General features: G+C 48.6%; 17 protein-coding genes. 3 read left to right on the forward strand and 14 right to left on the reverse strand.

Features of this window, described 5'->3' with window-relative positions; all coding sequences use genetic code 11:
• Positions 1-320: 320 nt before the first annotated feature.
• From KDM90_RS11175 to KDM90_RS11230, 12 genes are all read right to left on the reverse strand, one after another.
• Positions 321-2,192, reverse strand: coding sequence for a beta-N-acetylhexosaminidase (locus KDM90_RS11175; RefSeq protein WP_212675687.1), 1,872 nt, complete (start codon positions 2,190-2,192; stop codon positions 321-323).
• Positions 2,193-2,253: 61 nt separating this feature from the next.
• Positions 2,254-3,603 (reverse strand): GH1 family beta-glucosidase, encoded by a 1,350-nt coding sequence (locus KDM90_RS11180; RefSeq protein ID WP_212675688.1) that lies wholly within the window; start codon positions 3,601-3,603, stop codon positions 2,254-2,256.
• A gap of 96 nt (positions 3,604-3,699) precedes the next feature.
• Entirely contained in the window at positions 3,700-4,992 is a 1,293-nt protein-coding gene (locus KDM90_RS11185; protein WP_212675842.1) for a sugar MFS transporter, read from the reverse strand.
• 177 nt (positions 4,993-5,169) lie between these two features.
• Positions 5,170-7,725, reverse strand: a complete 2,556-nt coding sequence (locus tag KDM90_RS11190; protein WP_212675689.1) for a glycoside hydrolase family 3 protein — start codon at positions 7,723-7,725, stop codon at positions 5,170-5,172.
• Between the two features lie 756 nt (positions 7,726-8,481).
• Positions 8,482-9,861, reverse strand: coding sequence for a GH1 family beta-glucosidase (locus KDM90_RS11195; RefSeq protein ID WP_230409742.1), 1,380 nt, complete (start codon positions 9,859-9,861; stop codon positions 8,482-8,484).
• Positions 9,862-9,892: 31 nt separating this feature from the next.
• On the reverse strand, positions 9,893-11,317 hold the full coding sequence (locus KDM90_RS11200; protein WP_230409743.1) for a glycoside hydrolase family 5 protein: 1,425 nt from the start codon (positions 11,315-11,317) through the stop codon (positions 9,893-9,895).
• 225 nt (positions 11,318-11,542) lie between these two features.
• Entirely contained in the window at positions 11,543-12,571 is a 1,029-nt protein-coding gene (locus KDM90_RS11205) for a LacI family DNA-binding transcriptional regulator (protein ID WP_212675690.1), read from the reverse strand.
• Positions 12,572-12,762: 191 nt separating this feature from the next.
• A complete protein-coding gene (locus KDM90_RS11210; RefSeq protein ID WP_212675691.1) occupies positions 12,763-14,349 on the reverse strand; it encodes a tryptophan halogenase family protein in 1,587 nt (528 codons plus the stop codon).
• 8 nt (positions 14,350-14,357) lie between these two features.
• On the reverse strand, positions 14,358-15,422 hold the full coding sequence (locus tag KDM90_RS11215; RefSeq protein WP_212675692.1) for an ABC transporter ATP-binding protein: 1,065 nt from the start codon (positions 15,420-15,422) through the stop codon (positions 14,358-14,360).
• Between the two features lie 72 nt (positions 15,423-15,494).
• Positions 15,495-16,382, reverse strand: coding sequence for a carbohydrate ABC transporter permease (locus KDM90_RS11220; RefSeq protein ID WP_230409765.1), 888 nt, complete (start codon positions 16,380-16,382; stop codon positions 15,495-15,497).
• 17 nt (positions 16,383-16,399) lie between these two features.
• Positions 16,400-17,284, reverse strand: a complete 885-nt coding sequence (locus KDM90_RS11225; RefSeq protein ID WP_212675694.1) for a carbohydrate ABC transporter permease — start codon at positions 17,282-17,284, stop codon at positions 16,400-16,402.
• Positions 17,285-17,289: 5 nt separating this feature from the next.
• On the reverse strand, positions 17,290-18,555 hold the full coding sequence (locus KDM90_RS11230) for an ABC transporter substrate-binding protein (RefSeq protein ID WP_438947433.1): 1,266 nt from the start codon (positions 18,553-18,555) through the stop codon (positions 17,290-17,292).
• 505 nt (positions 18,556-19,060) lie between these two features.
• On the opposite strand from KDM90_RS11230, the gene KDM90_RS11235 reads away from it, so the two are divergent.
• Together KDM90_RS11235 and KDM90_RS11240 are read left to right on the forward strand one after the other, a co-directional pair.
• Positions 19,061-19,990, forward strand: a complete 930-nt coding sequence (locus KDM90_RS11235; RefSeq protein ID WP_212675695.1) for a glycoside hydrolase family 16 protein — start codon at positions 19,061-19,063, stop codon at positions 19,988-19,990.
• A 27-nt stretch (positions 19,991-20,017) separates the two neighbouring features.
• Positions 20,018-20,752: a DUF6445 family protein gene (locus KDM90_RS11240; protein WP_212675696.1), complete on the forward strand. Its 735-nt coding sequence runs from the start codon at positions 20,018-20,020 to the stop codon at positions 20,750-20,752.
• Between the two features lie 123 nt (positions 20,753-20,875).
• Here the strand turns inward: KDM90_RS11240 and KDM90_RS11245 are convergent, their stop codons facing one another.
• A complete protein-coding gene (locus tag KDM90_RS11245) occupies positions 20,876-21,583 on the reverse strand; it encodes a DNA alkylation repair protein (protein ID WP_212675697.1) in 708 nt (235 codons plus the stop codon).
• A 125-nt stretch (positions 21,584-21,708) separates the two neighbouring features.
• On the opposite strand from KDM90_RS11245, the gene KDM90_RS11250 reads away from it, so the two are divergent.
• Positions 21,709-22,749: an OmpA family protein gene (locus KDM90_RS11250; RefSeq protein WP_212675698.1), complete on the forward strand. Its 1,041-nt coding sequence runs from the start codon at positions 21,709-21,711 to the stop codon at positions 22,747-22,749.
• Positions 22,750-22,819: 70 nt separating this feature from the next.
• Here KDM90_RS11250 and KDM90_RS11255 read toward each other — a convergent pair whose 3' ends face one another.
• Entirely contained in the window at positions 22,820-24,718 is a 1,899-nt protein-coding gene (locus tag KDM90_RS11255) for a M28 family metallopeptidase (RefSeq protein ID WP_212675699.1), read from the reverse strand.
• Positions 24,719-24,750 lie beyond the last annotated feature (32 nt).

The raw sequence follows: 24,750 nt of genomic DNA on the forward strand, positions 1-24,750 counted from the left end.
ATCGGCAAATACTCAACACCGCTTTCAGTGGATTCAACTCGGATTGCGACGCCCTCCACGTCGGTCAATCCGGCACAGATGAATACGGAGAAAACAGATCCAAATCGCAATCGGATACGCGCCTCATCACTAGCGGGTGATAGGGAGTCCCTGTATCGTGCTTGAAATAGTTTAATGCCTTAAGTACTACTCAGCAATCTCATCCGCAAGTTAGCCTTGGCGGAGCGAGATCAAGAACAAGCAATCGATGGAGCGATTGCTTGCACCGCATAGGAGAAAATGCAGTGATTTCGCCTCATTCTTGGCTCACTATTTACACACTATGGGCTATTTTGCGGAGTGGCAGATGTAGGAACCCTAGCTTGTTGTATCGCACTGCGCCGACCATCCGGTAACACCGTCAAGACTTTTACGGTAACTGGTTTTGATGCATCAACACGGAATCGTAAAGTTAACGCAGTCAATGCAGTCTTTTCGTCAGGGATGCTGCCATCAAGGCTGACATATAAGCGGCTATGCTGAACAGGGGAACGCAATTGAATCTTTGCATGTTGTCCCATCCACTGCACCTGATCTAATCCATATGGACGCGGGATCCGATACCGAATTTTGTGCGAACTTAAGCGTGGATAGTGTGCCTCTAGACGAGCCTCGAATTGGGCGAAGTCGCGTTGCGCTTGTTCACTCCATGCCACCTCAGCCATCGCCAGCAAGCGCGGAAAGACCATGTATTCGACTTTCTCTTCAGTGGGTAAATATTCGGTCCAAACATTCGCTTGCACGCCGCGAATCAGGCGCTGTTGCGATACGCTCAGTACACTCGGCACAGGGTTATAGGAATAGACCTTTTGAATGGGTATGTCGCCGCCAAGTTGCCATAATTCTTGCTCTTTGGGTCCCTGACCCGCATCGAAGTAGCACCATGCTGTTGGCGTCATAATAACCTCATGCCCTTCCTTTGCTGCGGCGATCCCACCCGCTTCACCGCGCCAAGACATCACGGTCGCATTCGGTGCTAAACCACCTTCCAAAATTTCATCCCAACCTATCATACGCTTGCCTTTGCTATGAATAAATTGGCCCACTCGCCGAATAAAATAACTTTGCAATTCTTCTTCACTGGCTAGCCCTTCTCGCTGCATTACAGCTTGCGCGATAGAACTCGCCTTCCAACGCGTCTTCGGTGCTTCATCTCCGCCAATGTGTATGTATTGACTAGGAAATAAATCCATCACTTCCCCTAGCACATTGTTCAAAAATTCAAATGTCTTTTCGCTAGGACAAAGTATGTCGTCGATCACGCCCCAAACCGTGCCGACTTCAAAGGGACCCGGCGTGCAGGCTAATTCCGGATAAGCCGCTAACGCAGCCAATGAGTGACCTGGCAATTCAATTTCGGGCACCACCTCGATATGTTTCGTCTGGGCGTAAGCAACGATATCTTTAATTTGCTCTTGCGTATAAAAGCCACCGTAGGCTTTACCATCACCGATATACGGATCGAAATTGCGCTCTTTCATCGTCTCTTTGCGAAATGCGCCAACTTCGGTCAACTTTGGATACTTCTTAATCTCGATGCGCCAGCCCTGATCTTCCGTCAGATGCCAATGAAAGGTATTCATCTTATAGATCGCCATTTGATCAAGTAGCGACTTAATAAACTCCACACTAAACATGTGACGGCCTACATCCAAATGTAAGCCGCGCCAAGCGAAGCGCGGTTGATCTTGCATAGTCATAGCGGGCAAACGCAATGTGTTTGACGCTTTGAGCGGCAGCATCTGCAACAAGCTTTGGATGGCATAGAACTGGCCAGCAGTACTGCCTTGAATCGAAATTCGACCACGCTGTATGATGAGCTGATAGGCTTCCTTTTGTTCCGCTCCCGTCGAAGTTGCCCGCTCTATACTGGAAAAAAGAATGACATTTTTCTGGTTGACTTGTGGATGGCCAGACACGACCTGCAGTTGCCTCCCTTGCGTTTGCATCAAAGCTTGTTGCAGAAGTTTTGCATTGCTCAGGCTGGCAGCGTCGCTCGCATAAATCGCCGTATCTTGATGGAAAGTAAAATACCCTTTCTCAATTTTCAGCGATTTCGGTAAGGGAATAATCGATACTTGTGATGAGAGTTCTGCAGACGCGGAAACCGCTGTCAAGACTAGGCTTACTCCGATTAAAATCTTTTGCCACATGCTAATTTCTCCCATCGCCTAGGTTTGATTTGCTTCTGATTTGTCTCTAATTTGCCCCTGTCTACCTACGTCTAGTTTTAAATTTTTGTACAAAACTCTTAAACCAAATCGCACTGTCTTTCCAGATTCTTCGTTGGCTAACATAATCCACATAGATCAAACCAAAACGGCGTAAGTAGCCTGAATTCCACTCGAAATTATCGAGCAAACTCCAATAGAAAAATCCTTGAATATTGACGCCTGCGGCAATTGCTTTTGCGACTTCTTGAAAATGGCGTTGCATATAATCGATACGAGCTGCATCATGAATTTGCTCGCCGACCAATTGATCCGCAACAGCCATGCCATTTTCCGTAATATAAATTGGCGGCAAACCGAGATCTTTGTATTCTTGGTGAATGCCGATCAGCAAGCGACTCAGTCCTTCGGGATAAATCTCCCATCCCATGTCGGTCAAACCTAAGGTCGCCGCCGGAATGCGTGGCGGGGTTTCGGTACTAATGTAGGCACGAAAGTAGTAATTCACCCCCAAGAAATCCAAAGGCTGTTGAATCACTTGCATATCCTCAGGTTCAACTAAAAATCGACTCCGATCGATCTTTGCAAGTGCAAGTTCAGGATAATGTCCACGAAAAATCGGATCCATAAACCATTGTACGGAACGTGCGTACTCCCAAGCGGCTGCGGCACAATCGGCTTCACTATCAGTCGCAGGATCAGCGGTCCATTGATTCAAAACAATCCCTAATTGGGCACTGATATTTTGAGCACGCATCGCCTGTATCGCCAATCCATGTGAAAGCAAAAGATGATGCGAAACCTGCAGTGCAGCGACTTCATCCTGCATGCCTGGCGCAAACTGACCCGTTCCATGTCCCAAGTTCGCAGTACACCAAGGCTCATTATGCGTAGCGATACTCGCGAGTTGATTACCAAATCGCGCAGCCATTTCCTGCGCATAGCGTGCGAAGTGCTGCGCTGTTTGGCGGTTTAGCCACCCGCCTTGTTCTTGCAGGGCTTGCGGTAAATCCCAGTGATACAAAGTCATATGCGCGCGAATATTTTTCTGCGCAAGCGCTTGGATCAAACGAGCATAGAATTCCATTCCTTCTTCATTCCATGCGCCACTACCATCTGGCTGCACGCGTGACCAAGAAACCGAAAAGCGGTAGGCATCAAGACCGAGATTCGCGATATGCTCAACGTCTTCGGCGTAGCGATGATAATGGTCGCATGCGACGTCACCATTGCTATGATCCAAAATTTTGCCAGGTGTATGGCTAAAGGTATCCCAAATAGAAGGAGCCCGCCCTCCCTCGGTTGCTGCGCCTTCAATCTGATAAGCACTCGTCGCCACACCCCATACGAATTGAGGTGGAAATTGCTGGGCTAAGGCGGTTTGTTCTGGCATGGATCATTCCTTATAGTACTGTATTGCGATTCTTCCTAGAGGTGTCACACAAAGCTTTAGTGCGACGACCTGCAAAGAACCAATAGCGATCAAATTTTAAGTCGATGATTTGTCGTACATACCTGCATATTTCAGGCCAAAATAAGCGATGAATACATAGCATGCTGCGGGGACAAAAAATGACCACTGCAATCCTATCTGGTCAGCCAAGAAACCTTGAATGAATGGCACAATCGCGCCACCGACGATGGCCATACAGAGGACGCCGGAGCCTTGACCAGTTAGTGCACCAAGGTCCTTCAAAGCCATACTAAAAATCGTTGGAAACATAATCGAGTTACACAGTCCGACCGCAATAATTGCCCACATTGCGAGGCTGCCGCTACCCAAAATTGCTGTCAAAATCAATGCGATCGAACACGCTGCGTTAAAGGCCAATGCTTTTCCAGGACTCACTTGACGCATCACGACAAACCCAATAAATCGTCCTACCATCGCACCACCCCAGTAGTAACTCACATATTGCGCCGCATCCGCAGCACTCAGCGCAGCAACGTTCGGCTCACCCATGAAATTGATCAGAAAACTACCAATACTCACTTCGCCACCAACATACAAAAAGATCCCGATCGCCCCGAGCACGAGGTGACGATGTGCAAAGACCGAATTCCTCTCTGCGGTGGATTGTGGTGTCAACACCGTTTCTTCTTGATGCGCAATTTGCGGTAGACGTGCCAACGCAAATAAACCGGCCAGACCCAAAAGTGCCGCGGCGAGCGCCAAATAGGGTCCTTGCACAGCTGCAGCTTCTTGCGCCTTGTGGGCGACTTGCTGGGCCACTGGTAAGGCATCAAACTGCGCTGCCGTCATCACCGTGGTGGATAGAATCAATAAGCCGCCGATTGCGGGAGCAACGGTGGTTCCCAAAGAATTAAAGGCTTGTGTTAAGGTCAAACGACTGGAGGCAGTCTTTGGGTCACCCAACACTGTCACATACGGATTTGCTGCGACCTGCAAAATAGTGATCCCAGCGGCAAGAACAAAAAATGCCAACAAGAATAGACCGTAACCCCTAGTCGCTGCAGGATAGAACAAGGCGCAACCGCATGCAGCAATCACCAAACCTGCGACGGCTCCGCGTTGATAACCTATCCGCTTAATCAATATTCCTGCTGGCCACGAAACGATAAAGTAAGCACCAAAAAAGCAAAATTGCACTAGCATGGCTTGCACATACGTGAGGGTATACACGGCTTTCAGATGAGGAATCAAGACGTCATTTAAGGATGTCAGCAAACCCCACATAAAAAATAGTATCGTCACGATGACTAATGCGGACGTGTGATTTCCTGTTGTACTTGGAAATGCCCCCGTGTCCTGCTTGGACATTGCGCTACCGATTTGACTTGCCATATTGTGTCTCCTGAAATTCTTATTCTTACTTGCCAACGTTGTACGTTCTCACGAGTGCCAACTTGACTGTGCACAACTGCCGTTGATTTTGTAGTTGTACTGCGCCAAAAAGGCTTGCATTAGGTCGGCCAGTCGGCCGACCTCCCTAGCGACTTATTTCAAACTCTCGCAAGATTGCGTATCGGCGTCTTTCGTTGCGCCGCCAACAATCTTGATATCTGCAAATGCGGCGGCAAAATTGCCATCTGTGCTGATGCTAAATGGCGTTTTGACTTTACGTAAATCGACACCAAATGCCGTGAAACAAGATAGGGGAATCTTCACTCTCTTTATTCCCTTTCCAACTAGTGGGCTAAAGACGGAACTGACATTCAAGCTGGTGGTGCAAGCTTCACCACAATCCATCGTCATGCCGACCCTAGCTGTGGGTGGGGTCTGAACCTGTACGTCAAACTGTAAAACCCCATCAGCCTGCAAGTTGCTGGGAATAGGAGTCGGAAAGGCGGCAGAAGCCTCAAAGCGCCCTTTTCCGCTCCAGGTAATGTGTTTGCCCAGCACGGCGCCAACCGATACCGACTTGACCGTCACCGTGTCGTCAGGGTTTACCAGTCCAAAATCTGCACCTACCGTCACTTTACGCTTGCCTGTTGTAACAAATAATGGATAGCTAGTGAGATCTTGGGGAGAAGAAATCGTCAAGCTCGATGCCATCTCACAAGCTGAAGTATTGTCCTCTGGCAAGGGCCCCATGTTTCGAGTTTTGCCATACTGCAGGCCATAGCCGTATTTAAATTGCACAAGCTGACCGGCGCTCGTGAGGTTCTTTGCTAGACACGCCTGTGCCGGCCATGAGAACGAGAGCTTACCTTTGATCTTGTGGGCAACTTTGCCTTGCGCGTCTTTAAACAAGACATCCGCCACGCCCTTACCTTCGGTTCCTGGTAACCACGCGGCGACAAAGCTATCCGACAAATTGATTAGGTCGTTGGCATACACAGCGCGTCCGCTGACCATCAGCGTGACAACAGGTTTACCTTTTCCTGCCACTTTTTTAAGAACAGCGAGATCTTCAGGGAACAGCTGGCTATGTGCCAGCGGGCGACTTGCAGCGACGTCACCAAACCCCTCTGCATACGGGGTTTCTCCGAGAACGGCTAACACCACATCGAATTGCGCGAGATCCACATCATCCGCTTGTGCACTGTAATGGACATTGATTGCACCAGCGGCTTCCTTAATACCGGTCAAGATCGTATCACCGGGCGTGTAATCTCCCTCTTTGTTTTCCGTACCTTGCCAAGTAATGGACCAGCCGCCAGATTGATTGATCATGCTATCGGCATTCTTACCGACCACTAAAATTTTCTTACCTCGTTGTAGGGGAAGTACTTGTTGGTTATTTTTAATCAGCACGAGAGACTCACGCACTGCTTGGCGGGCAATATCCCGGGCCAGCAGCGCTTCTTGCTTACCCGCATATTGATTCTGGGATGGTTTTTTTCCGAATAAATTGGCACGTAATTTCACCCGCAAAATACGACTCACGGCGTCATCAATACGTGCCATCGGAATCTCGCCGCGTTCCACTTGCGCGATGGTATTCGCGATAAACGACTTCCAATTATCGGGTACCATCACCATGTCAATTCCAGCATTGATCGCTTGTGCACAACTATCATTGCTGCAACCGGGCACTTCCGCGATGCCATCCCAATCCGAAACGACAAAACCATCGAAGCCCATTTTGTCTTTTAGCGCATCCGTCAATAAGGCTTTGCTGCCGTGCATTTTGCCGTAGTTCGTCTTCGTCTCGACATCGTGCCAACTATTGTAAGAGGCCATTACAGTTTGCGCCCCTGCAGCGAAGGCGCCGTAATAACCTTGCGCGTGTTGATTAATCATCTCACTCAGACTTGCCTGATTCACGCCACGATCAACGCCCTTAAAAGTCCCACCATCTCCAATAAAATGTTTTGCAGTCGCAACGACATTCTTGTCGTCCTTAAATTGGCCTTGCAGCGCTTTAACATACACTGCACCGTATTCTTTGACTAGATGACCATCTTCGGCAAAGCTCTCGTAAGAGCGACCCCAGCGCGCATCACGCCCTACCGCCAAAGTGGGCGCGAAGACCCAAGCAATTCCCGTTGCTCGTACAGCTTTTCCTACTTGTTCCGCCATTTGCCCAACGAGCTTGGGATTGCGCGCAGCACCCAGGCCGATATTGTGTGGAAATAGGGTTGCTCCAACCACATTGCTATTCCCATGTATCGCATCGATTCCCCAGATCACTGGTACCTTGGTTACCATATCAGTACGCATCGACGCATCGTAATATTGGTCTGCCAAGGCAACCCAATCAGCAGCTTTGGCATACTTGTTCATTCCTGGCCAACTACCACCGCCATTTAATACTGACCCCAAGTAGTATTTGCGTACGTCATCCGGTGTAATAAATTTGATTTCCGCTTGCGTCATTTGCCCGACCTTTTGCGCCAAGGTCATTTGGCTCACGATCGACTTTATTTTGGCTTCCAGCGCGGGATCTTTTGCGATAGCGCTTTTGATGTGCGGCCAATCTTTGTAAACTTTGGCACTCGGCGCTGCCTGTACTGCGCTACTTGCAAGGGGCAGACTCGCGATACTAAAAGTCAATGCGATGGCGGCTGACAGGGTGAATCCTTGTGGCGGCGTTAAGTTAATTTTCATTTTGTCTCACTTTATTTAAAAGCACGATGCGTTCTACCGGTAATTTGTTCTTCAGCAGAGACATCGTTTTTACTTGTTGCTGAATCGATCACGCGTGTCGCGCGACCGGACAGTAAGCCGTTTTCCATTTGCTGGCGTATTCATTAGCCTAATTCAATGGAATTTACCCATTCGCCCCAAAAGGTCAGGCAGGCAAACCCATCTTTTTTTATTACTTCCATTATTCGACCTATTCTGTCTTGCTAATCGTTTTCTACATCTTGTGGACGCATTACGTTAGGACAAAATTGGGGACTTACTCAGCTGGTCGTCCCATTGAATAAGCGATTGAAAGCTCGAACGACAACGATGATCAGGGACTGAATTTACTGGCTCAAAAATAGACCCTAATGTCGACTCTGGATCGATTGGGAAGCTTTCCGTTTTTATTCTAAATCAATTTTGGAAACGTTACCAATTATTTCTAAAATTTTTTTTGTTACGTTGTAATCATGATTCCGATCGCAATTTTGATCAGTATTCTGACGGTCAAAAGACGAGGCCAATGTGCACTTTAACGAAGGCGGCGGACCGCATCGCTGCGTCAACCCACGCTTTAGAAAGCGCGCCCAACCAACCAGTCAGAATGCGAGGCGAACGACGGACAAATACCGCCATTCGCCTCCACTCTTGCTTACTTCTCCCCCCCGGGACAAGTAGTGCATAAACTAGTTTGAATAGTTCACTCGACCGCCTAAAAGCAAGCAGACGGCGTACTCAAGCAGCTCCCCTAAGAAATGTACGGAACCAATGACCGCTTTGTTTCATCGTGCGTTGCTGTGTTTGGAAATCCACATACACCAATCCAAATCGTCGCATATACCCCTCTGCCCATTCGAAATTATCGATAAGGCTCCAAGCAAAGTAGCCGCGCACATCGACCCCAGCTTCACGCGCTCGTTGCAAAGAAGCGAGATGGCGAATGAAATAATCGCGTCTGGCACAATCCTGCACGCTTCCATCGGCATCCATCACGTCCTCGTAGCTGGCGCCGTTTTCAGTTAGGTAGATAGGAATTGCCGGATAGTCGTTGGCAATTCTTTGCAAGAGTTCGCGCATCCCATCTGGCGCGACTTCCCACCCAAATCCAGTACGTTCACGTCCTGCAACTTCTTCTAAACGAGTATGCAAGGGAGGACAATCAGGTGCCGATGCAATCGTTTCAGGAAAATAGTAATTCACACCTAAGAAATCGATTGGAGTCGCTATTGCCGCCATATCGCTTGGTCGTATCGTTGGCAAGTCGTTCGCGCAGTGAGCAAGGATATCGATAGGATAGCCCCGCCCGAACAGCGGATCAAGGAACCAACGATTGCGCAAACCATCGTGCCGCTGCATGGCGGCTAAGTCTGTCTCGCTCGAGCTGGCGGGGCGCAATGGATGCAGACTTAAGGCGATTCCTACCTTTGCATGGGCGACATTCTTACGTATTATCGGCACTGCCAATCCGTGGGAAAGCATTACGTGATGGGCAACCAGCAAAGCTGCTTTGAAGTTTTTTTGTCCGGGAGCATGCATCCCATCCCAATTCCCATGCATGGCTGTACACCACGGCTCATTATGCGTGATCCAATTCTGTATGCGGTCGCCAAGATGGCGCGTTACGGTGTCAACGTAGACTAGATAGGCATCAATCGTAGCGCGATTTTCCCATCCCCCTATTTCCTGCAAATATTGTGGTAAATCCCAATGGTAGAGCGTGGCCCAAGGATCTAGCCCACGCGCTAACATACCATCGACCAAACGCGAGTAAAAATCGAGACCGGCTTGATTCGGTACTCCACTAACATCGGGGAAAATTCGCGTCCACGCAATAGAAAAACGATACGCATTCATTCCAATTTGTTTAGCCAAATCTAGATCTTCTGGCCAGCGGTGGTAGTGGTCACAGGCAATCTCGGCATTGCTGGCATCGCGAATCTTGCCAGGTGTTTGGCAAAAATGATCCCAAATTGAGGGGGTGCGTCCATCGACTGTCGCGCCCCCCTCAATCTGAAAGGAAGAAGTCGAACATCCCCAAACGAAATCAGAGGGAAAGTCGGCACGAGCGAAGCTTGATGGCATCTGAGATAAATTGTTAGCGTCTGTAGGCATCATGGTGTTGTCGAAGGCGGGTAAATTGAAGGAGTTAAGGTCGGCCAAACGGCTCAGGCGCAACTGCGCTAGTCATCCAAGCTTTCACCGCTTGTTGCGGTTCGTAGGGGATGCTGCCAAACAGGGTGAAAAGCGCCTCAATTTCGGCGAGACTAGCCGTTTGAAAATTCAAAGCCGGAATGGCTTGGCCACTCTGATTCGTCACTAGACCCCAAGTGCCATTACCTTGACCGCCATTGTTCGAAAGTAGCTTGTAGGACCAGCTCGTCGCTGCCCAGCCTAGTGTGGCGTAGGTGTCATAAGTGACGCGGGTGATTTGCCCTCCCAATTCAGGGCCTAATCCTGCCCATGGTTGAAATTCCCCGACGAACAACGCTGCGTTCAGATTTTTGAGTCGCACTTGCCATTCGCAGACACCGGTACTACCGTTCAAGCCAATGCCACCGCAACGCAGCCAATCGAGATGCACCTGAAGGCTAGGTTGAGCCCACCCAAAGAATCCTGGGTAAGGATGAATTTCAAAGGCATAGTTCTGCATGCCTTGTTCCGCTGGATTTCCATACGCAGCAATGCCACTCGAATGACCTGGCAATATGATTACATGATTGCGATCGACAGCACGCACTGCTTGATACAAGCGTTTAATTTCTCTAGCCATCACCTCGGGACTAGCGCCCCACGGCTCATTCAACAGACTATAGCCTGCCACTGCGGCGCGGTCTTTGTAGCGCCCAGCCACTTGTTGCCATAGCCAGATCGTACGCTCTTGGTACTCCGCGCTATTCCAATATAAATTTTTGCCCGCACACCCAGAATGATGCTCCCATCCTTGACTACCCACTGCACCATGCAGATCAAGAATGACATGCATGCCACGTTGCTCTGCTTGTGTAATCGCGTCATCTAAGTACTCCCATGCATCGGCACGCAAGGTACGCGGTTTTTTCTCGTCTTCGATCACACTCCAGATAAACGGTAGGCGCACCACGTTCAAACCAAATTGGGCAATCTGATCCCAATCACGGCTTCGCATCCAATTTTGTCGAAATAGTCGATACAGGCGCTCCCGCTCAGCATAGCCAAAGCGCTGATCTAACAAGGCTTCTAACTTGCATTGATCATCGATACCGTTTGCGCCCTGGCCCATCATCCAGAATTCTTGCATCAGCCAATTGCCGAGATTGACCCCTTTGAGGTTTTTTTGCGTCCCGTCTGGACGTACCCATCGTGTCCCCTCAATACGTAGCATGACTGGTTGCTCTGTCACAATCGTTTGCGGAATCGGTACGATGATGGTGCTACTCGGTTTCGCCGATTCAGAATTGGTTTGATGACTATTCACCGTACTGTCAGATCCACAGGCATTCATACTCAAGCAAATCACGACCGCAAACAGCCAATGCAAGCGCGCTAAGCAAGCGAATTTCTTCTGGTACCTTAACCAATCTAATTTCAACATATACGCTCCTTACTACCCTTCGCTTTTCCCTTTTGGTTTCGGGTATCTCTTCGCATGTCCACTCACTTCCGCTTTACTTACTTTTGGCTTGTTTACTTCTGTTGTTAACTTTGGCAACGAGTTTCAAATCAAAATGGAATCGTTTCCATTTGTCATTCAAAAAAAACATGCTGGTTCGCATGTTTCTTAAGTCGGTATGTCGATTTATAAGGATCTATGATGTCCCTATCCCTTACGCGATGAACCACGTGGTGCTTTCTCCACTGAACTACGCCAAGTCATACTCACAGGGAATTTTCTTTGTACTGGCCGCGCCAAGTCATAGCAACGATTTAATAGAAAACTCAAGCCATTCATCGTCATTTCACGCCAAGCGATATGCACTGAAGACAAACGCGGTGCAGAAAACGCTGCAGTTTCGGTATCGTCGTAGCCAACGACGGAAACCTCGCCAGGAACGTCTATACCCGCATGCTGAAAATACGACAAAGCACCGACTGCCATTTCATCATTCGCGCAGAACACGGCGGTGAAGTCATAACCTGATTCAACTAATTCTTTTGCTGATGCCCAACCACCGTCGGGAGCAAAGTTACTTTCTGCTACCCACATCTTACTGGTATCGATACCGTTTTGTTCCAATTCATGCATAAAGCCGCCAATACGGTCCACGTTATCCGGCGCACTTGACGGGCCAGCTATCACCGCAATTTTTTTGTGTTTATGCTTCAGCAAAGCTTGTGCTGCCATGCGTCCACCGAGATTATGATCGGCAGTGAAACACTGGTCGGCGATGCAGTCATAACGATGATTTAACACGACCAAGTTGGTTTTTTTATTGCCCAAAACTTCGATATCCGCATCTTGCAATGCATTGCTCATCACAATCAAGCCGTCACAACCACGCTCGATCAAAAAATTAATTCCATCAATCGCTTGTTCACGCAAATCGCCAGCACCTACACCGAAGGCGACCACCATATGCAAACCCTCGGCTCTTAACTCATTATCAATCGACTGCAAAATCGGCATATAGAAGGTCCCCTTCAACAACGGGATATACACACCGATCATGCGGGTTGATCCAGATAACAAAGAACGCGCCGCGTGAGATGGTCGGAAATCCAATTCTTCAATGGCTTTTTTTACTTTTTCCAAAGTCGCAGGCGACACAGATCCTTTGCCACTCACAACGCGTGAGGCTGTTCCCAATCCAACTCCCGCTAAGCGGGCTACATCTTTAATGGTTGCCATAATCTTTTTTACTCGCTTCCCATCTAGGGTTCCGCGCTAAACATTTCTGGAAAGAGGTATTGTAACGCGCTCTTTCACCTTACTAACAATCTACCAAGTGCATGCCGCCCTAAGCTGATACCTCTACACCACACTCCGACTACCGCAGCAAGCTCAAGCGCCAGCTGCCAGACTCTAATCCACGCAAACAACTAGGTTCCATATCGACGCGGTTGCGCGCCACCAAAATCGACTTTCTCCGCAGCGCAAGTCGCGGCGATAAACTCCGCATGGGTCGGCATCACATCAACGCATTTCTGTATGGTCTTCTGCACTTGCGCAAGGAAATAAGCAATATCTTCTTCGCTGCGCTGATCAACCAAGGGATGATAGCTCCCCGCTCGTAGTCCTTGTCCATGCATCACTTGTAACCAGCTGGCATCAGCAAACAATTCTTCGCCCAGCCTGAAAATGCGACCATGGCTACGATATAAGTCAATCCGATGCTGCACTTCTTTTGGAACCTCCATATCTCTGCAATATTTCCAAAATGGGTCGCCTTCATGCTGATTTAACTTGTAATGCATGATCAAAAAATCGCGTATGCGCAGATACTCTTCATCATTTTGCGCGTTATAGGTATCGATATCGACCTGATTGAAACCTTGGTCAGGGAACAAACTCAATAGCCGCATGATCGCTGTTTGTATCATGTGGATACTGGTTGATTCGAGTGGCTCCATGAAGCCGCCAGACAATCCAATCGCCACACAGTTTTTGTTCCATGCACGTTGACGCTTGCCCGTGGTAAACCGAATTAGGCGAGGTTCTGCTAAAGCTTCACCATCCAAATTCTTCATCAAGATGGCTTGTGCTTCATCCGCACTCATGAATTTGCTGCAAAAGACATGGCCATTACCAGTCCGATGTTGCAGTGGTATGCGCCACTGCCACCCAGCTTGATGCGCGGTTGAACGCGTGTAAGGCAAAAGTGTTTCAGAGGAGACGCAAGGTACTGCGATAGCGCTATCAGCGGGTAGGTAATGGCTCCAATCCTCATACCCCGTCCGCAATGTTTTCTCAATAAGCAATCCTGCCAAACCTGAGCAATCAATGAAAAAATCCGCATCGAGCAGTTCACCATTTTCCATTCGCAATGCGGTAATGTGTCCACTCTGCTCATGAGTTTGTACCTCGACTATCCGACCTTCCGTGCGCACAACGCCTTGACTTTCGGCGATCCCACGTAGGTATCGGGCATACAAACCTGCATCAAAATGGAAGGCATAAGAAATGTCCGACAAAGGTGAATTCGGCATATCTTTGGGCGGCCGCATAAATTTGCCTTGGCGCGGGGCAACCGTATTAATCGAAAATGCCTCTAAATCTGGAGCCTTCCCAGCTTGATACATCTTCAGCCAATATTGGTAAAACTTCGCAACCACCTGATCGCGACCAATTTGACCGAAACCATGGATGTAAGAGTCACCTGGCTTTCCCCAGTTTACAAACTCGATGCCAAGTTTAAACGTCGCCTGAGTTTGTCGGATGAATTCATCCTCGTCCAAATTCAGCAGTTGATTGAAAGCGCGAATACTCGGAATCGTTGCCTCTCCGACCCCAATGGTTGAAATCTGATCTGATTCCACCAAACGGATTCTCTGTCCATGTGGCAAGCAGCGAGAAAGGGCCGCAGCGGTCATCCAGCCAGCGGTCCCACCACCAACAATAAGCACGTCCTTGAGAGCGCGCTCATTGGGTCGAGAAGATGGAATGACATCATTCAAATTAGTGTACATGGCGAATCCTAAAGTCGTTGTTCTGTCTTGGGATCAAAGAGAGAAATTTTGCGCGTATCGATGCTGTACAAGACCGTCTGACCGATGGCAAACGGACGCTGTTCGTTGACGATGCACGAAATCGTTTGGGCGCCAGCATGCAACCAAACCACCTGGTGATTGCCCATCGGCTCCACTAGCGCGACCGTGCCGACAAATTGCCCCTCATCACGAATTTGAATTTGTTCAGGACGCACACCCAGAATCACCTCCCCATTCTGTGGGCCAGATGCTGCGAAAGCATACGAGGACAAATCCATACTAATCGAGTTCGAAACGAACCGTTGTTGCGGATCAAGTTGACCATGCAGGAAGTTCATCGCAGGTGCGCCTAAAAAACCTGCCACAAACAGATTCAATGGTCGCTCATACACACATTCCGGCGTGCCGATTTGTTGAATTTTACCTGCTTGCATGACGACGATACGCGTCGCCAAAGTCATTGCTTCCACTTGATCGTGCGTGACATAAATCATCGTCGATTGGAGTTGCTGGTGTAATAATTTCAATTCACGACGCAAGTTGGTACGTAATTTCGCATCAAGATTCGACAAAGGCTCATCAAACAAAAATACTTCTGCTTCTCGCACCAAAGCACGACCAATCGCGACCCGTTGGCGTTGGCCTCCAGATAGTGCTGCTGGTTTGCGCTTCAACAGGGGCGTCAGATGCAGCATCTCAGCAACTTTATTGATGCGTCTATCGATTTCTGCCTTGGGTGTACGATTGATTCTTAGGCCAAAGGACATATTCTTTTCAACACTCATGGTGGGATACAGTGCGTAGGATTGAAACACCATCCCAATTTGTCGCTCACTTGGATCGGCCCACGTCATATCTTGACCAGCAATTTCCACGCTACCATCACTGACATCAATCAAACCCGCGATCGCATGTAACAAAGTCGATTTGCCACATCCTGAAGGACCAAGAAGGACCAAAAACTCACCCGCTTCGACCGCGAGATTGAGTTCTGAAATAATCTGATTCCCGCTTAGATTTATGCCGAGATTTTGCAAACGAACATTTGCCACGTTATATCCTCTATTTCCCTTTTTTTGCTACCTGTTGTGTTTCATTCTCTTGTCCATCCGGACGTTTCACAATCAACCTTTAACCGCACCGGCAGCGATCCCTCGTACAAACCATCGACCGGACACAAAGTACAGCGTCAAGGGTACCAGCGAGGTCAAGATCGTCGCCGCCATATTCACGTTGTAAAGACGCGTTCCAGTCGTCGTATTGATGACATTGTTTAGTTGCACCGTCATGGGTAAATGATCGCGACCCGCAAACACCAAACCCAAAATGTAATCATTCCAAACACCGGTCAATTGCATAATCGCCGCCACCACAACAATGGGTGTTGACATTGGCAACACCAATTGCAAGAAAATTCGCACAAAACCACCGCCGTCAATGCGGGCGGCTTGAAACAGTTCATGGGGAATTGTGCTGTAGTAGTTGCGGAACAATAAAGTCATCACTGGCATACTAAAGACCGTATGTACCAGAACAATGCCAGGCAATGAACTATACAGATCAATGCTCGCTAAGATTCTGACCAGTGGAAAGATCATGACCTGCACAGGAATAAAAGCACCGACCATGAGAATACCAAATAGAAAATTAGCGCCTCGTGGTCGCCAGAATGACAAAGCATAGCCATTCAAAGCACCCAGCAAGATAGGAATGATCGTACTAGGTACGGCAATCGCTACTGAATTCATAAAGCCACCGCGTATCCCTTCGCAGGCGATCCCTGTGCAGGCACTGGACCATGCGGTGATCCATGGCTCGATACTCATTTGCATTGGTAGTGCAAAGATATTTCCGGCGCGAATTTCGTCCATGCTCTTCACTGAGGTGACTAACATGATGTAGAGCGGTAGCAAGAAGAAAACAGCAGCGCTAATTAGGAAGGCATAAATACCCCAACGTGCTACGGTCCACTTACGCGGATTTTTCTTCATAGTTGTTAACTTTGGTGACATGGTCGTGACCGCACTCATCAATGTTTCCTCCGACTACGTGCATACACATACGGTGCGAGAATCACGATCACGGGAACAAGCAGCATGACGGCTCCTGCTGAGGCCAGCGCGATATTAGCGCGACCAAATAAGTGATCCATAATGAATTTGGCAGGGACTTCACTGGCGGTTCCCGGTCCACCTTGGGTCATCGCAACTACCGAATCAAACAACTTAATCGCGGTCGTTGACAGCAGCAGAAAAACCGTTGCAATGGCTGGAGCGAGCATGGGAATAACGATGGAGATATACACGCGCCACACGGGAATCCCATCGAGCCTAGCGGCTTTCCATATTTCCTCATCAATCCCGCGTAGTGCTGCTAACAAGAGTGCCATGACTAATCCGGCTGTCTGCCAGACCGTGGCAATCACGATCGTATATATAACCTTATCCTGATCGATGATCCAATCAAAAGCAAAATCTGGGAAGCCCATTTGACGGACCGCATACTCAATCCCAATACCTGGAGTTAGCATCCATTGCCAAATCAGGCCGGTCGCCACAAATGACATCGCATAGGGATACAAAAAAACCGTCCTCAATGCGCCTTCTGCCATCACTTTTTGGTCAATAAACACCGCTAGCAAAAATCCCAAAACCATACTGATCAGAATAAATAACACGGTGTAGATCGCGATATTTTCTATCGATAGTAACCATCGATCGTTATCAAATAATTTCACATACTGCGCAAATCCCACAAAGGTCTCAGTCGGCATCGTGCGTGAGTTGGAAAACGACACTTTGATCGACCATAGAGTCGCGCCCAAGTAGGCAACCAAGGTCACCATCGCCATCGGCAAGATGGCCGCGAATGGGACGAAGCGGCGGAGTAGGTGATGGGTCAACTGCTTACGCATACGAGTTAATCTTTAAACGCGCTAGCGATGCTTTTTTGGACTTTTTCAACTGGAATACGCGTATTCCAATACGCCGTCAGAATATCTTGTAATGCGCCATTTTGATCTGGCGTCAAGAAAATTTCACTTATTCCAAGATGACGCGATTTATCTTTCATAATCGCCATTCCCGTTTGTGCGCAGATATCCATGCTTGACGTATCGACATCGCTACGAATCGGAATCGATCCTTTGAGCTTATTAAATTCCAGTTGTGTGGCTGGGTTCAACAAAACTCGCGCCAACAGTTTCTGTGCTTGCACAGTTGCTGGACTATTGGTACGCGGAAAGACGAAAGCATCGCCTTGGATCAAATAGGGAGAGTTCGGTGTGAGTCCCGCGATGCAACCAAAGTCTTTCCCCGCAACCTGCTTGGCTGCAGCGAACTCTCCTTTTACCCAGTCACCCATGATTTGTACGCCCGCTTTGCCGCTAATCAACAAGGCAGTTGCATCATTCCAGTTGCGCCCCGGTGATCCCGGATCAATATAGCTTTGCATCCGTTTAAATGCGAGCAAGACTTTCTTAAATGCCTCTGAGTTAATCGCCTTCTGATCGCGATCGCGAATCACACTCAGGTAGAGATCTTTGCCCCCCACATTGGTGAGCATTGCTTGAAAGACGATTGTTTCTTGCCATGCTTGCCCACCATGAGCGAGTGGGATGATACCAGCCGCTTTCAGTTTATCCATTGCCGCAAACATCTCATCCATACTGGCCGGCTCTTTCGCAATACCAGCTTTCTTGAATGCAGCCTTGGAATACCAAAACCAAGTTTGCATGTGAATATTCACTGGAACCGCGTAGTAGTGACCGTTAATTCGGATCACATTTAAGACGGGTTCCGGCAAGATTTTTTCCCAAGCTTCACTTTTAGCAACGTCATCAACGTTATTCAGCATCCCTTGTTCAACCAAATCTAAGAATTGTTTGGTGGTGTTGAATTGAGCGGCGGTAGGTGGATTACTTCCCACAATACGATTGATTGCGACAGCACGTGCTTGATCGGCACCCGCGATGGCGGTATCAACCCAAATCCCCCCTGCTTTACGATAATTCTCGGCAATGAGTTTGGCAGCGGCCGACTCACTATTAGAAGTCCACCAATGAATGATTTCTGCTTTTTCGGCGGGCAAAGGTTTTGCAGCGCGGGGGGCGCCATTTTGCGCTGTCGCGTTGGCCGCCATCAGCATGGCGGCAGGTGCTATGGACGCCAGACAAATTGCCAGCATGTTTTTCTTGAAATTTAACATCCAGTCTCCTTGCAATGCAGATACCTTGTCTGCATCGTTCATTCTTTTGTCTTTAGCAATTCGCCGAGAATATTTTTCCTCGTGCCGACTACGCTATTCTTGGTATCCACGGGCACGGTGTAATGCTGCCTATATCGCACAAGTTGGAAACGTTACCAAATTAGACCACTATAGCATTCTTCAAATTTTACTGTCAAACAATTCAGTTTAGGTTTAAGTATTAGTATTTCTTCGTCACAATTTGCGCTGCAACTTTACATTTCAACTCTAGGGTTAAGTCTTTTTTGTTGACACCTGAAAATGAATAATGCCATACTTTCGCACAAATTGGAAACGATTCCATTCGTGTGCATTGCGAACACAACAATAGGCCCGTCGCTCCTTTCAAAGATGCGCTATACCCATCTCGACCAGCTTGTTCTTTTGCTGCCGAATTGACTTCGCCTTCATCGCCCAGATCGTTTTATCCGCCGGAGATTTCAATATGAGCCTACGCATTCCTTTCTTTAAAGCGCATCGGAAAACACGCGCCCCAATCTATCTTCTCGGTTTGTGCGGCTGCCTCGTCGCGCTCGGTGCATGTGGTGGTGGCGCCTCCTCTGGTTCGCCGGTAGTATCGACAACACCGATCGTCAATCCCAGTCAAAATACTCCACCGCTACCCGGAGCCGGGATTCCCGCGAATTGGAAATTGGTATGGGCGGATGAATTTGATCAAGCAGGTTTACCAAATGCCACAAAATGGATGTTTGATACCGAGCGCAATAAAGCGGGTTGGTATAACAACGAGCGTCAATACTATTCCAAAGATAGGCTGGAAAACGCGCAAGTGAAGAATGGCGTGTTAACCATCACCGCCCGTAAAGAGCAACTCAGCAATGAACCCGATTATGGCGGTCAAGCGTATACCTCTGCACGGCTGTTGACCCGCGGCAAGGTGAGCTGGACCTATGGTTATTTCGAAATTCGAGCAAAGCTTCCTTGCGGGCTGGGTACTTGGCCTGCAATCTGGACCTTGGGGAGCAAAGGTGTTTGGCCAGATGACGGTGAGATCGACATCATGGAGCACGTTGGTAAAAACAAAGGAAAAATTTTAGGTAGCGCCTACACCGCCTTTTACAATTGGCCCAGCGGCACGGGCAATACGAAGGAAACTGTGGTAAGTGATGCTTGCGATAGCTTCCACACCTACCAATTATTCTGGGATCAGGAGCAAATTGCGATTGGAGTGGACAACAAATATTACTTCCAATTCGTCAATCCGAAAACCGGTGATTACAAAAAATGGCCTTTCGATCAACCACAATATTTGATTTTGAATTTGGCAATCGGTGGTGATCTTGGTGGCGCGGTTGATGAAAGCATCTTCCCTAGTCAATTCGAAATTGACTATGTGCGGGTATATCAAAAATAGTCAGGGAATTAACCGAGAAATAGGATAATGTTGAAACCTCCGATCGCCCACTTCAATCCTCTCGCGCAAGTGAACATTCACCCGCTGTTTGACAGTCATCAATGCGTTGTGATCGATGATTTCCTTCTCAATCCCGAAGAAATTGTCGCCTATGCGAGTCAGTCTCGCGCTGCATTTCGCTACGATCACGACAACTACTTCCCGGGATTAGAAATGAATATGGGGCGTCATTTTGCACTGCAATTCGAGCAATTTTTTATGCTGAAGTTACGCCGCTATTTTGGAGTCAGGCGTAATTTGGGAAGTGCCTGCCGTCTTTCGATGACCACGCTGCAATGCGATCAATTGCAACCTTTGCAGAGGCTCTGTCATCGCGATGCAGAAACGCTGCCTGCCGATATGGGCATCGGGGCATCGGTAGTCTATTTATTTGATCAACCAGAACTGGGTGGAACTTGCTTTTTCCGCCCCTTACAAGCCTTAGATACAATTCGAGGCTTCCTACAACAGGCGGCAAACGAAGACAATGCCAAGCTTGACGAGCAATTGCGGCAAGCACCGAGCTACTGCTTTCAATCTAACCCTTGGTTTGAGTTACGACACACCATTGCTGCCAAATGGAACCGTGCCATATTTTACGAGGGGACCGTGTTTCATGCCGCCCATATTACCGACGCTCGCTTATTGAGTGATCAGGTACTTCAATCTAGGCTTTGTCTCAATGCGTTTTTTCGATTTAAGAAACAGGCAATGCAAACCTAATCTCTCAACTATGAACCTAAACGGGACAAAGCATGCACGAACCCGTGCTGTAAGACCTAAGCGATCAGGCAGCAAATCTGAGGTAAATACGCGGTTCATTCACTCGCAACGAGATTACCTTGCTTAACACTTAATTTCCTTCCGCTTTTTCCCAATATTGCCGCGCGCTGCGACTTTGCGAATCGAGTCAGGGGCAAACGGGACCTTGCATGCTGTATCTCCAACGTCAACACTTACCGGACCAATTTTCTCGCCAGTTTGAATGGCCGCCTCACTTAGCGCAGCTACAAACGAGCCCAATGCAATGACAAAACTATTCATACCTGAACGCACCGCATTGGATTGTTGATGGATATGCGTTTGTACAAAATCGAGCAAACGTTGTAACCAATCGAGATCGAGATCGTCGTCCGGGGTAACGGATACATAAGTGACCAAGGTCGCCCATGCCGTTGCAGCCAAATCTTCTTGGATCGCACTTCCCCATTCATTGATCAGCTCAATTGCGTACGGGCTCTCGGTGACGACCCAAGCCACACTGTAACGACGTATCGCATCGCAGTTCGCGGTTTGTACCCAACGCTGCAACTGCGTTTTACTCATCTCTTTACCGTTCGCCATGAGACCGGCTAGATATTGTGCGTCATAGTTACCCGATGCATAGAGTTCGCAGGCAAGTGCAGTATCGTGTTTGTACGCTTTCAGAATCTTTTTCAACTCTTCGATTTTGACCCCGAAAACCGGTTCCTGCGCACCGTGTTTACGCAAAATGGCACGATAGGATTCTGTTCCTAACTTTTCTAACTGTTCCAAGATTTCTTGTGCACGCATTGCTGTCTCCAATAAGAAGAAAGAACTGCTTTCATTCGCATTTCATGAAAGGCTTTATATTTGCACAAATACTTTCATTAGGCGATACTTCACGAATAATTTTCTCGCCTTATTCGAAAGGATGCATGTTGAAACCTCGTCTCGCACTTCTCCTCTATTCCAGCTTGTTTTTTGTTATCGCAACGCCACACGCTCAGGCCCAAACTGATGAAGCAAAGTACTGGGGCAAAGATGTGACTTCGAGCATGGATCATCCCTTTATCAAACGTTTCACTGGCTCGTGGTTGACTGGCTATTCGAATGTTGAATGGGATATCAGCAAATTTCCGACATCGAACCTCATCGGTAAAGATAAAAAATTTCAAGACGTGGTGACATTAGAGGGAAAACAAACGCGCATCTTGTATCTAGCACCACGCGGAAAAATGCCGGTCGAAGTTTTCCGCAACTACCAACAAGCATTGCTCAGCGCAGGGGTGAAGATGCGGTGGGTATGCGAGACCCAGTGCAGCGCCCTCTATTGGGCATGGAGAGACATGAATGAGCCCAACAAGGGAATGCAATGGGCCGAGGGTAGCATCTATACGCCCACATCGAGTCGATACAGTCATAGCTCCGCTCTGTCACCAGACAAGGGCATGATGCTCGTAGGAAGTATCAAACGCGGCGACCAAGAAACTCAGGTTTTGCTCTACACCTCAGTCGCTGCTTTTGAGAGTACCGGTTTAAGCCAAACGTATATTCACATCGCTGAACCTAAACCGATGCCAACAAATCAGGTCGAAGTCGACGTGAAGGCCTTACAAATCAGCCTGCGAGAAGAAGGCAAAGTCACGCTAAAGGGTCTGTTCTTCGATACGGGAAAAGCCAACATCAAAGAAGAATCGAAAGCCCAACTCGACGAGATCGCGAAACTACTGCAAGCTCAGCCCAGTCGCCAATTTTTCATTGTTGGCCACACCGACAATGTAGGTAACTTCGACGCCAATCAAACACTCTCACAGCAACGAGCGCAGGCGGTGGTCAATGCCTTGCTTGCGGCACCATATCGGATTAATGCAAGCCGTCTGGTCGCTAAGGGTAATGCCAATCTTGCCCCCGTTGCCAGCAACACGGAAGAAGCTGGACGGGCACGCAATCGACGTGTCGAGCTGGTCGAGCAATGAGGATTGACTGACATGAGACAAAAAAGCCCGTCACACTGGACGGGCTTTTTTTTTAAGCTTTAGAGCAAGATTACTTCTTCTGCCCTTCTCCCACGAACGCTTTCGCTTCGGCACCAACACGTATCACGCGAATTTGACGAACTTCGCCACCGCTACCCAATTTTTCTAAGGCATCTTGGCCAGCCTTGATACTGCCAATTGCGATAAACCCATCTGGTAGAGCGGCGCCCGAAGATTGACCAATCAGCATTTTGCCTTGTCCATTCATTGCAAAATAGGAGCTGGTATTTGTTACGGACGAAACTTCACTCAACATCGTGTCTGGCCAAGTACCATTCAAACTTAAGACGAATTTCCCATCATCTAGATGCATCTGACCGATCGCTGGTGCTGGTGTGGCTGGTCGAGGTGCGCCTGGGTTAAATGCTGCTGGTTTGTAATGGGTCTCAAGCTGCCCCACTAAACGTGCGATAGACGCTGGTGCCGCACGGGCTTGCAGTTCAAGCAGGATATTACCTTGTGCCGTGCTAACCTCGACATACAAACCCGCAGGTAAATAGTAAGCATCACGGCTAAGGGCTTCTGGTGCGTTAGCAACTTCATAGGCCATCAAGGCGATCGCGATTGCAGAATGCTGCTGTGCTTTGGCGTAGGGAAGGACTTCATTGTATGTATCGAATAGAGTATGCCAAGTACGACCATAATTGAAATCTGTCTTATTCGTCGCGGATGGCGTCGGCACGCCCTTCATCGAAAAGGCAGACGCGTCAGTGCCTGATAAGGCCTCCGCGCGTATGCGAGGATAATCACTGGTCTTCACCTCAAAGCCAAACTCAGAGACGAACTGAACAGCGCCTTGCAAGCTATTGGCAACCCGCATGAATGGGGCTTTCCATGCGCTGGGCACAGTAATACCGGAAATGGCACCTGGCGCACCATCACGGTTGAGCATCATCACCACCTTGTCGAGCTCTTTCAGATGTTTTTCAGTATAAGCCGCTGCCCCCACAATGCCTAACTCTTCACCAGCCGATGCCAACATGACGATACTACGTCTGGGCTTTGCGCCAGCCTTCGCGAGCAATCGCATGGCTTCGATCGTGGGTGACACGCCCGAACCATCGTCCACTGCACCCGTTGCACTATCAAAACTATCGAGATGCGCTCCAATCACGACATATTCATCTGGCTTCTCGCTCCCAAGGATCTTCGCAACCACATTGTGGTAGGGCACAGGCCCTGGATAAAACCAATTGCGGATATCAAACTCCAATTCAACTTTCTCGCCATTTTTCACCAACTGTTGAATTTCGTTGTAATGATCTGCTGTTAACTTGATATCGGGCATCGTCGGTAGCTTATCCCAGCTACTTGGTTTTGCATCCAATAAGGCCAGCGGTTCCTTGCCTGCCTGCAAAGTCCCCAGCGCTCCCGCTTCCATTAATTTAAGGCTGACTGGATCGGGCTTATACTCCTTACGACCATCGCGTCCCATCCCACGGCTTTCACCCGGAATGAGAACCCAGGCATTTTTGAATTCAGCCATTCTCGTTATCGCCTCGGCCTCATTCGCTGGGCCGATCACGGCAACGCCTCGTTGTACACCTTTGGTACCTGCGGTATAACTCGGCGTACCAAACCGTAGAGTCTTCTCAGTTGGCGCGATCATCTTGCCAAACCATGGGCCGCGATTAAAACCTAATGGTTGTTGTGCGGCTTCCTCAAGTTCGGCTTGAATACCCCATTGACGCATTTGATCACGCGTCCAGCGAGCAGCATGCGTGAAATTATCACTCCCCGCCATACGACCACCGAAGCGATTGGTCAACACATCTAACCAAGTCATTGCTTGCGGATCTTGTAAGCCAATTTCGACTATCTTCTTAGAAGTGGCGTCTTGCGCAAGACTAAGCGGGCTAAAGCCGAATAGAAGGGATATTGCGAGTATACGGAATTGCGATTGTTTCATTTTGCCTCGACAAGAAAGTGGAGTGATCATGC

This window comes from Affinundibacterium fentianense (genome assembly GCF_018139545.1).
Lineage (GTDB): Bacteria > Pseudomonadota > Gammaproteobacteria > Burkholderiales > Burkholderiaceae_D > Undibacterium > Undibacterium fentianense.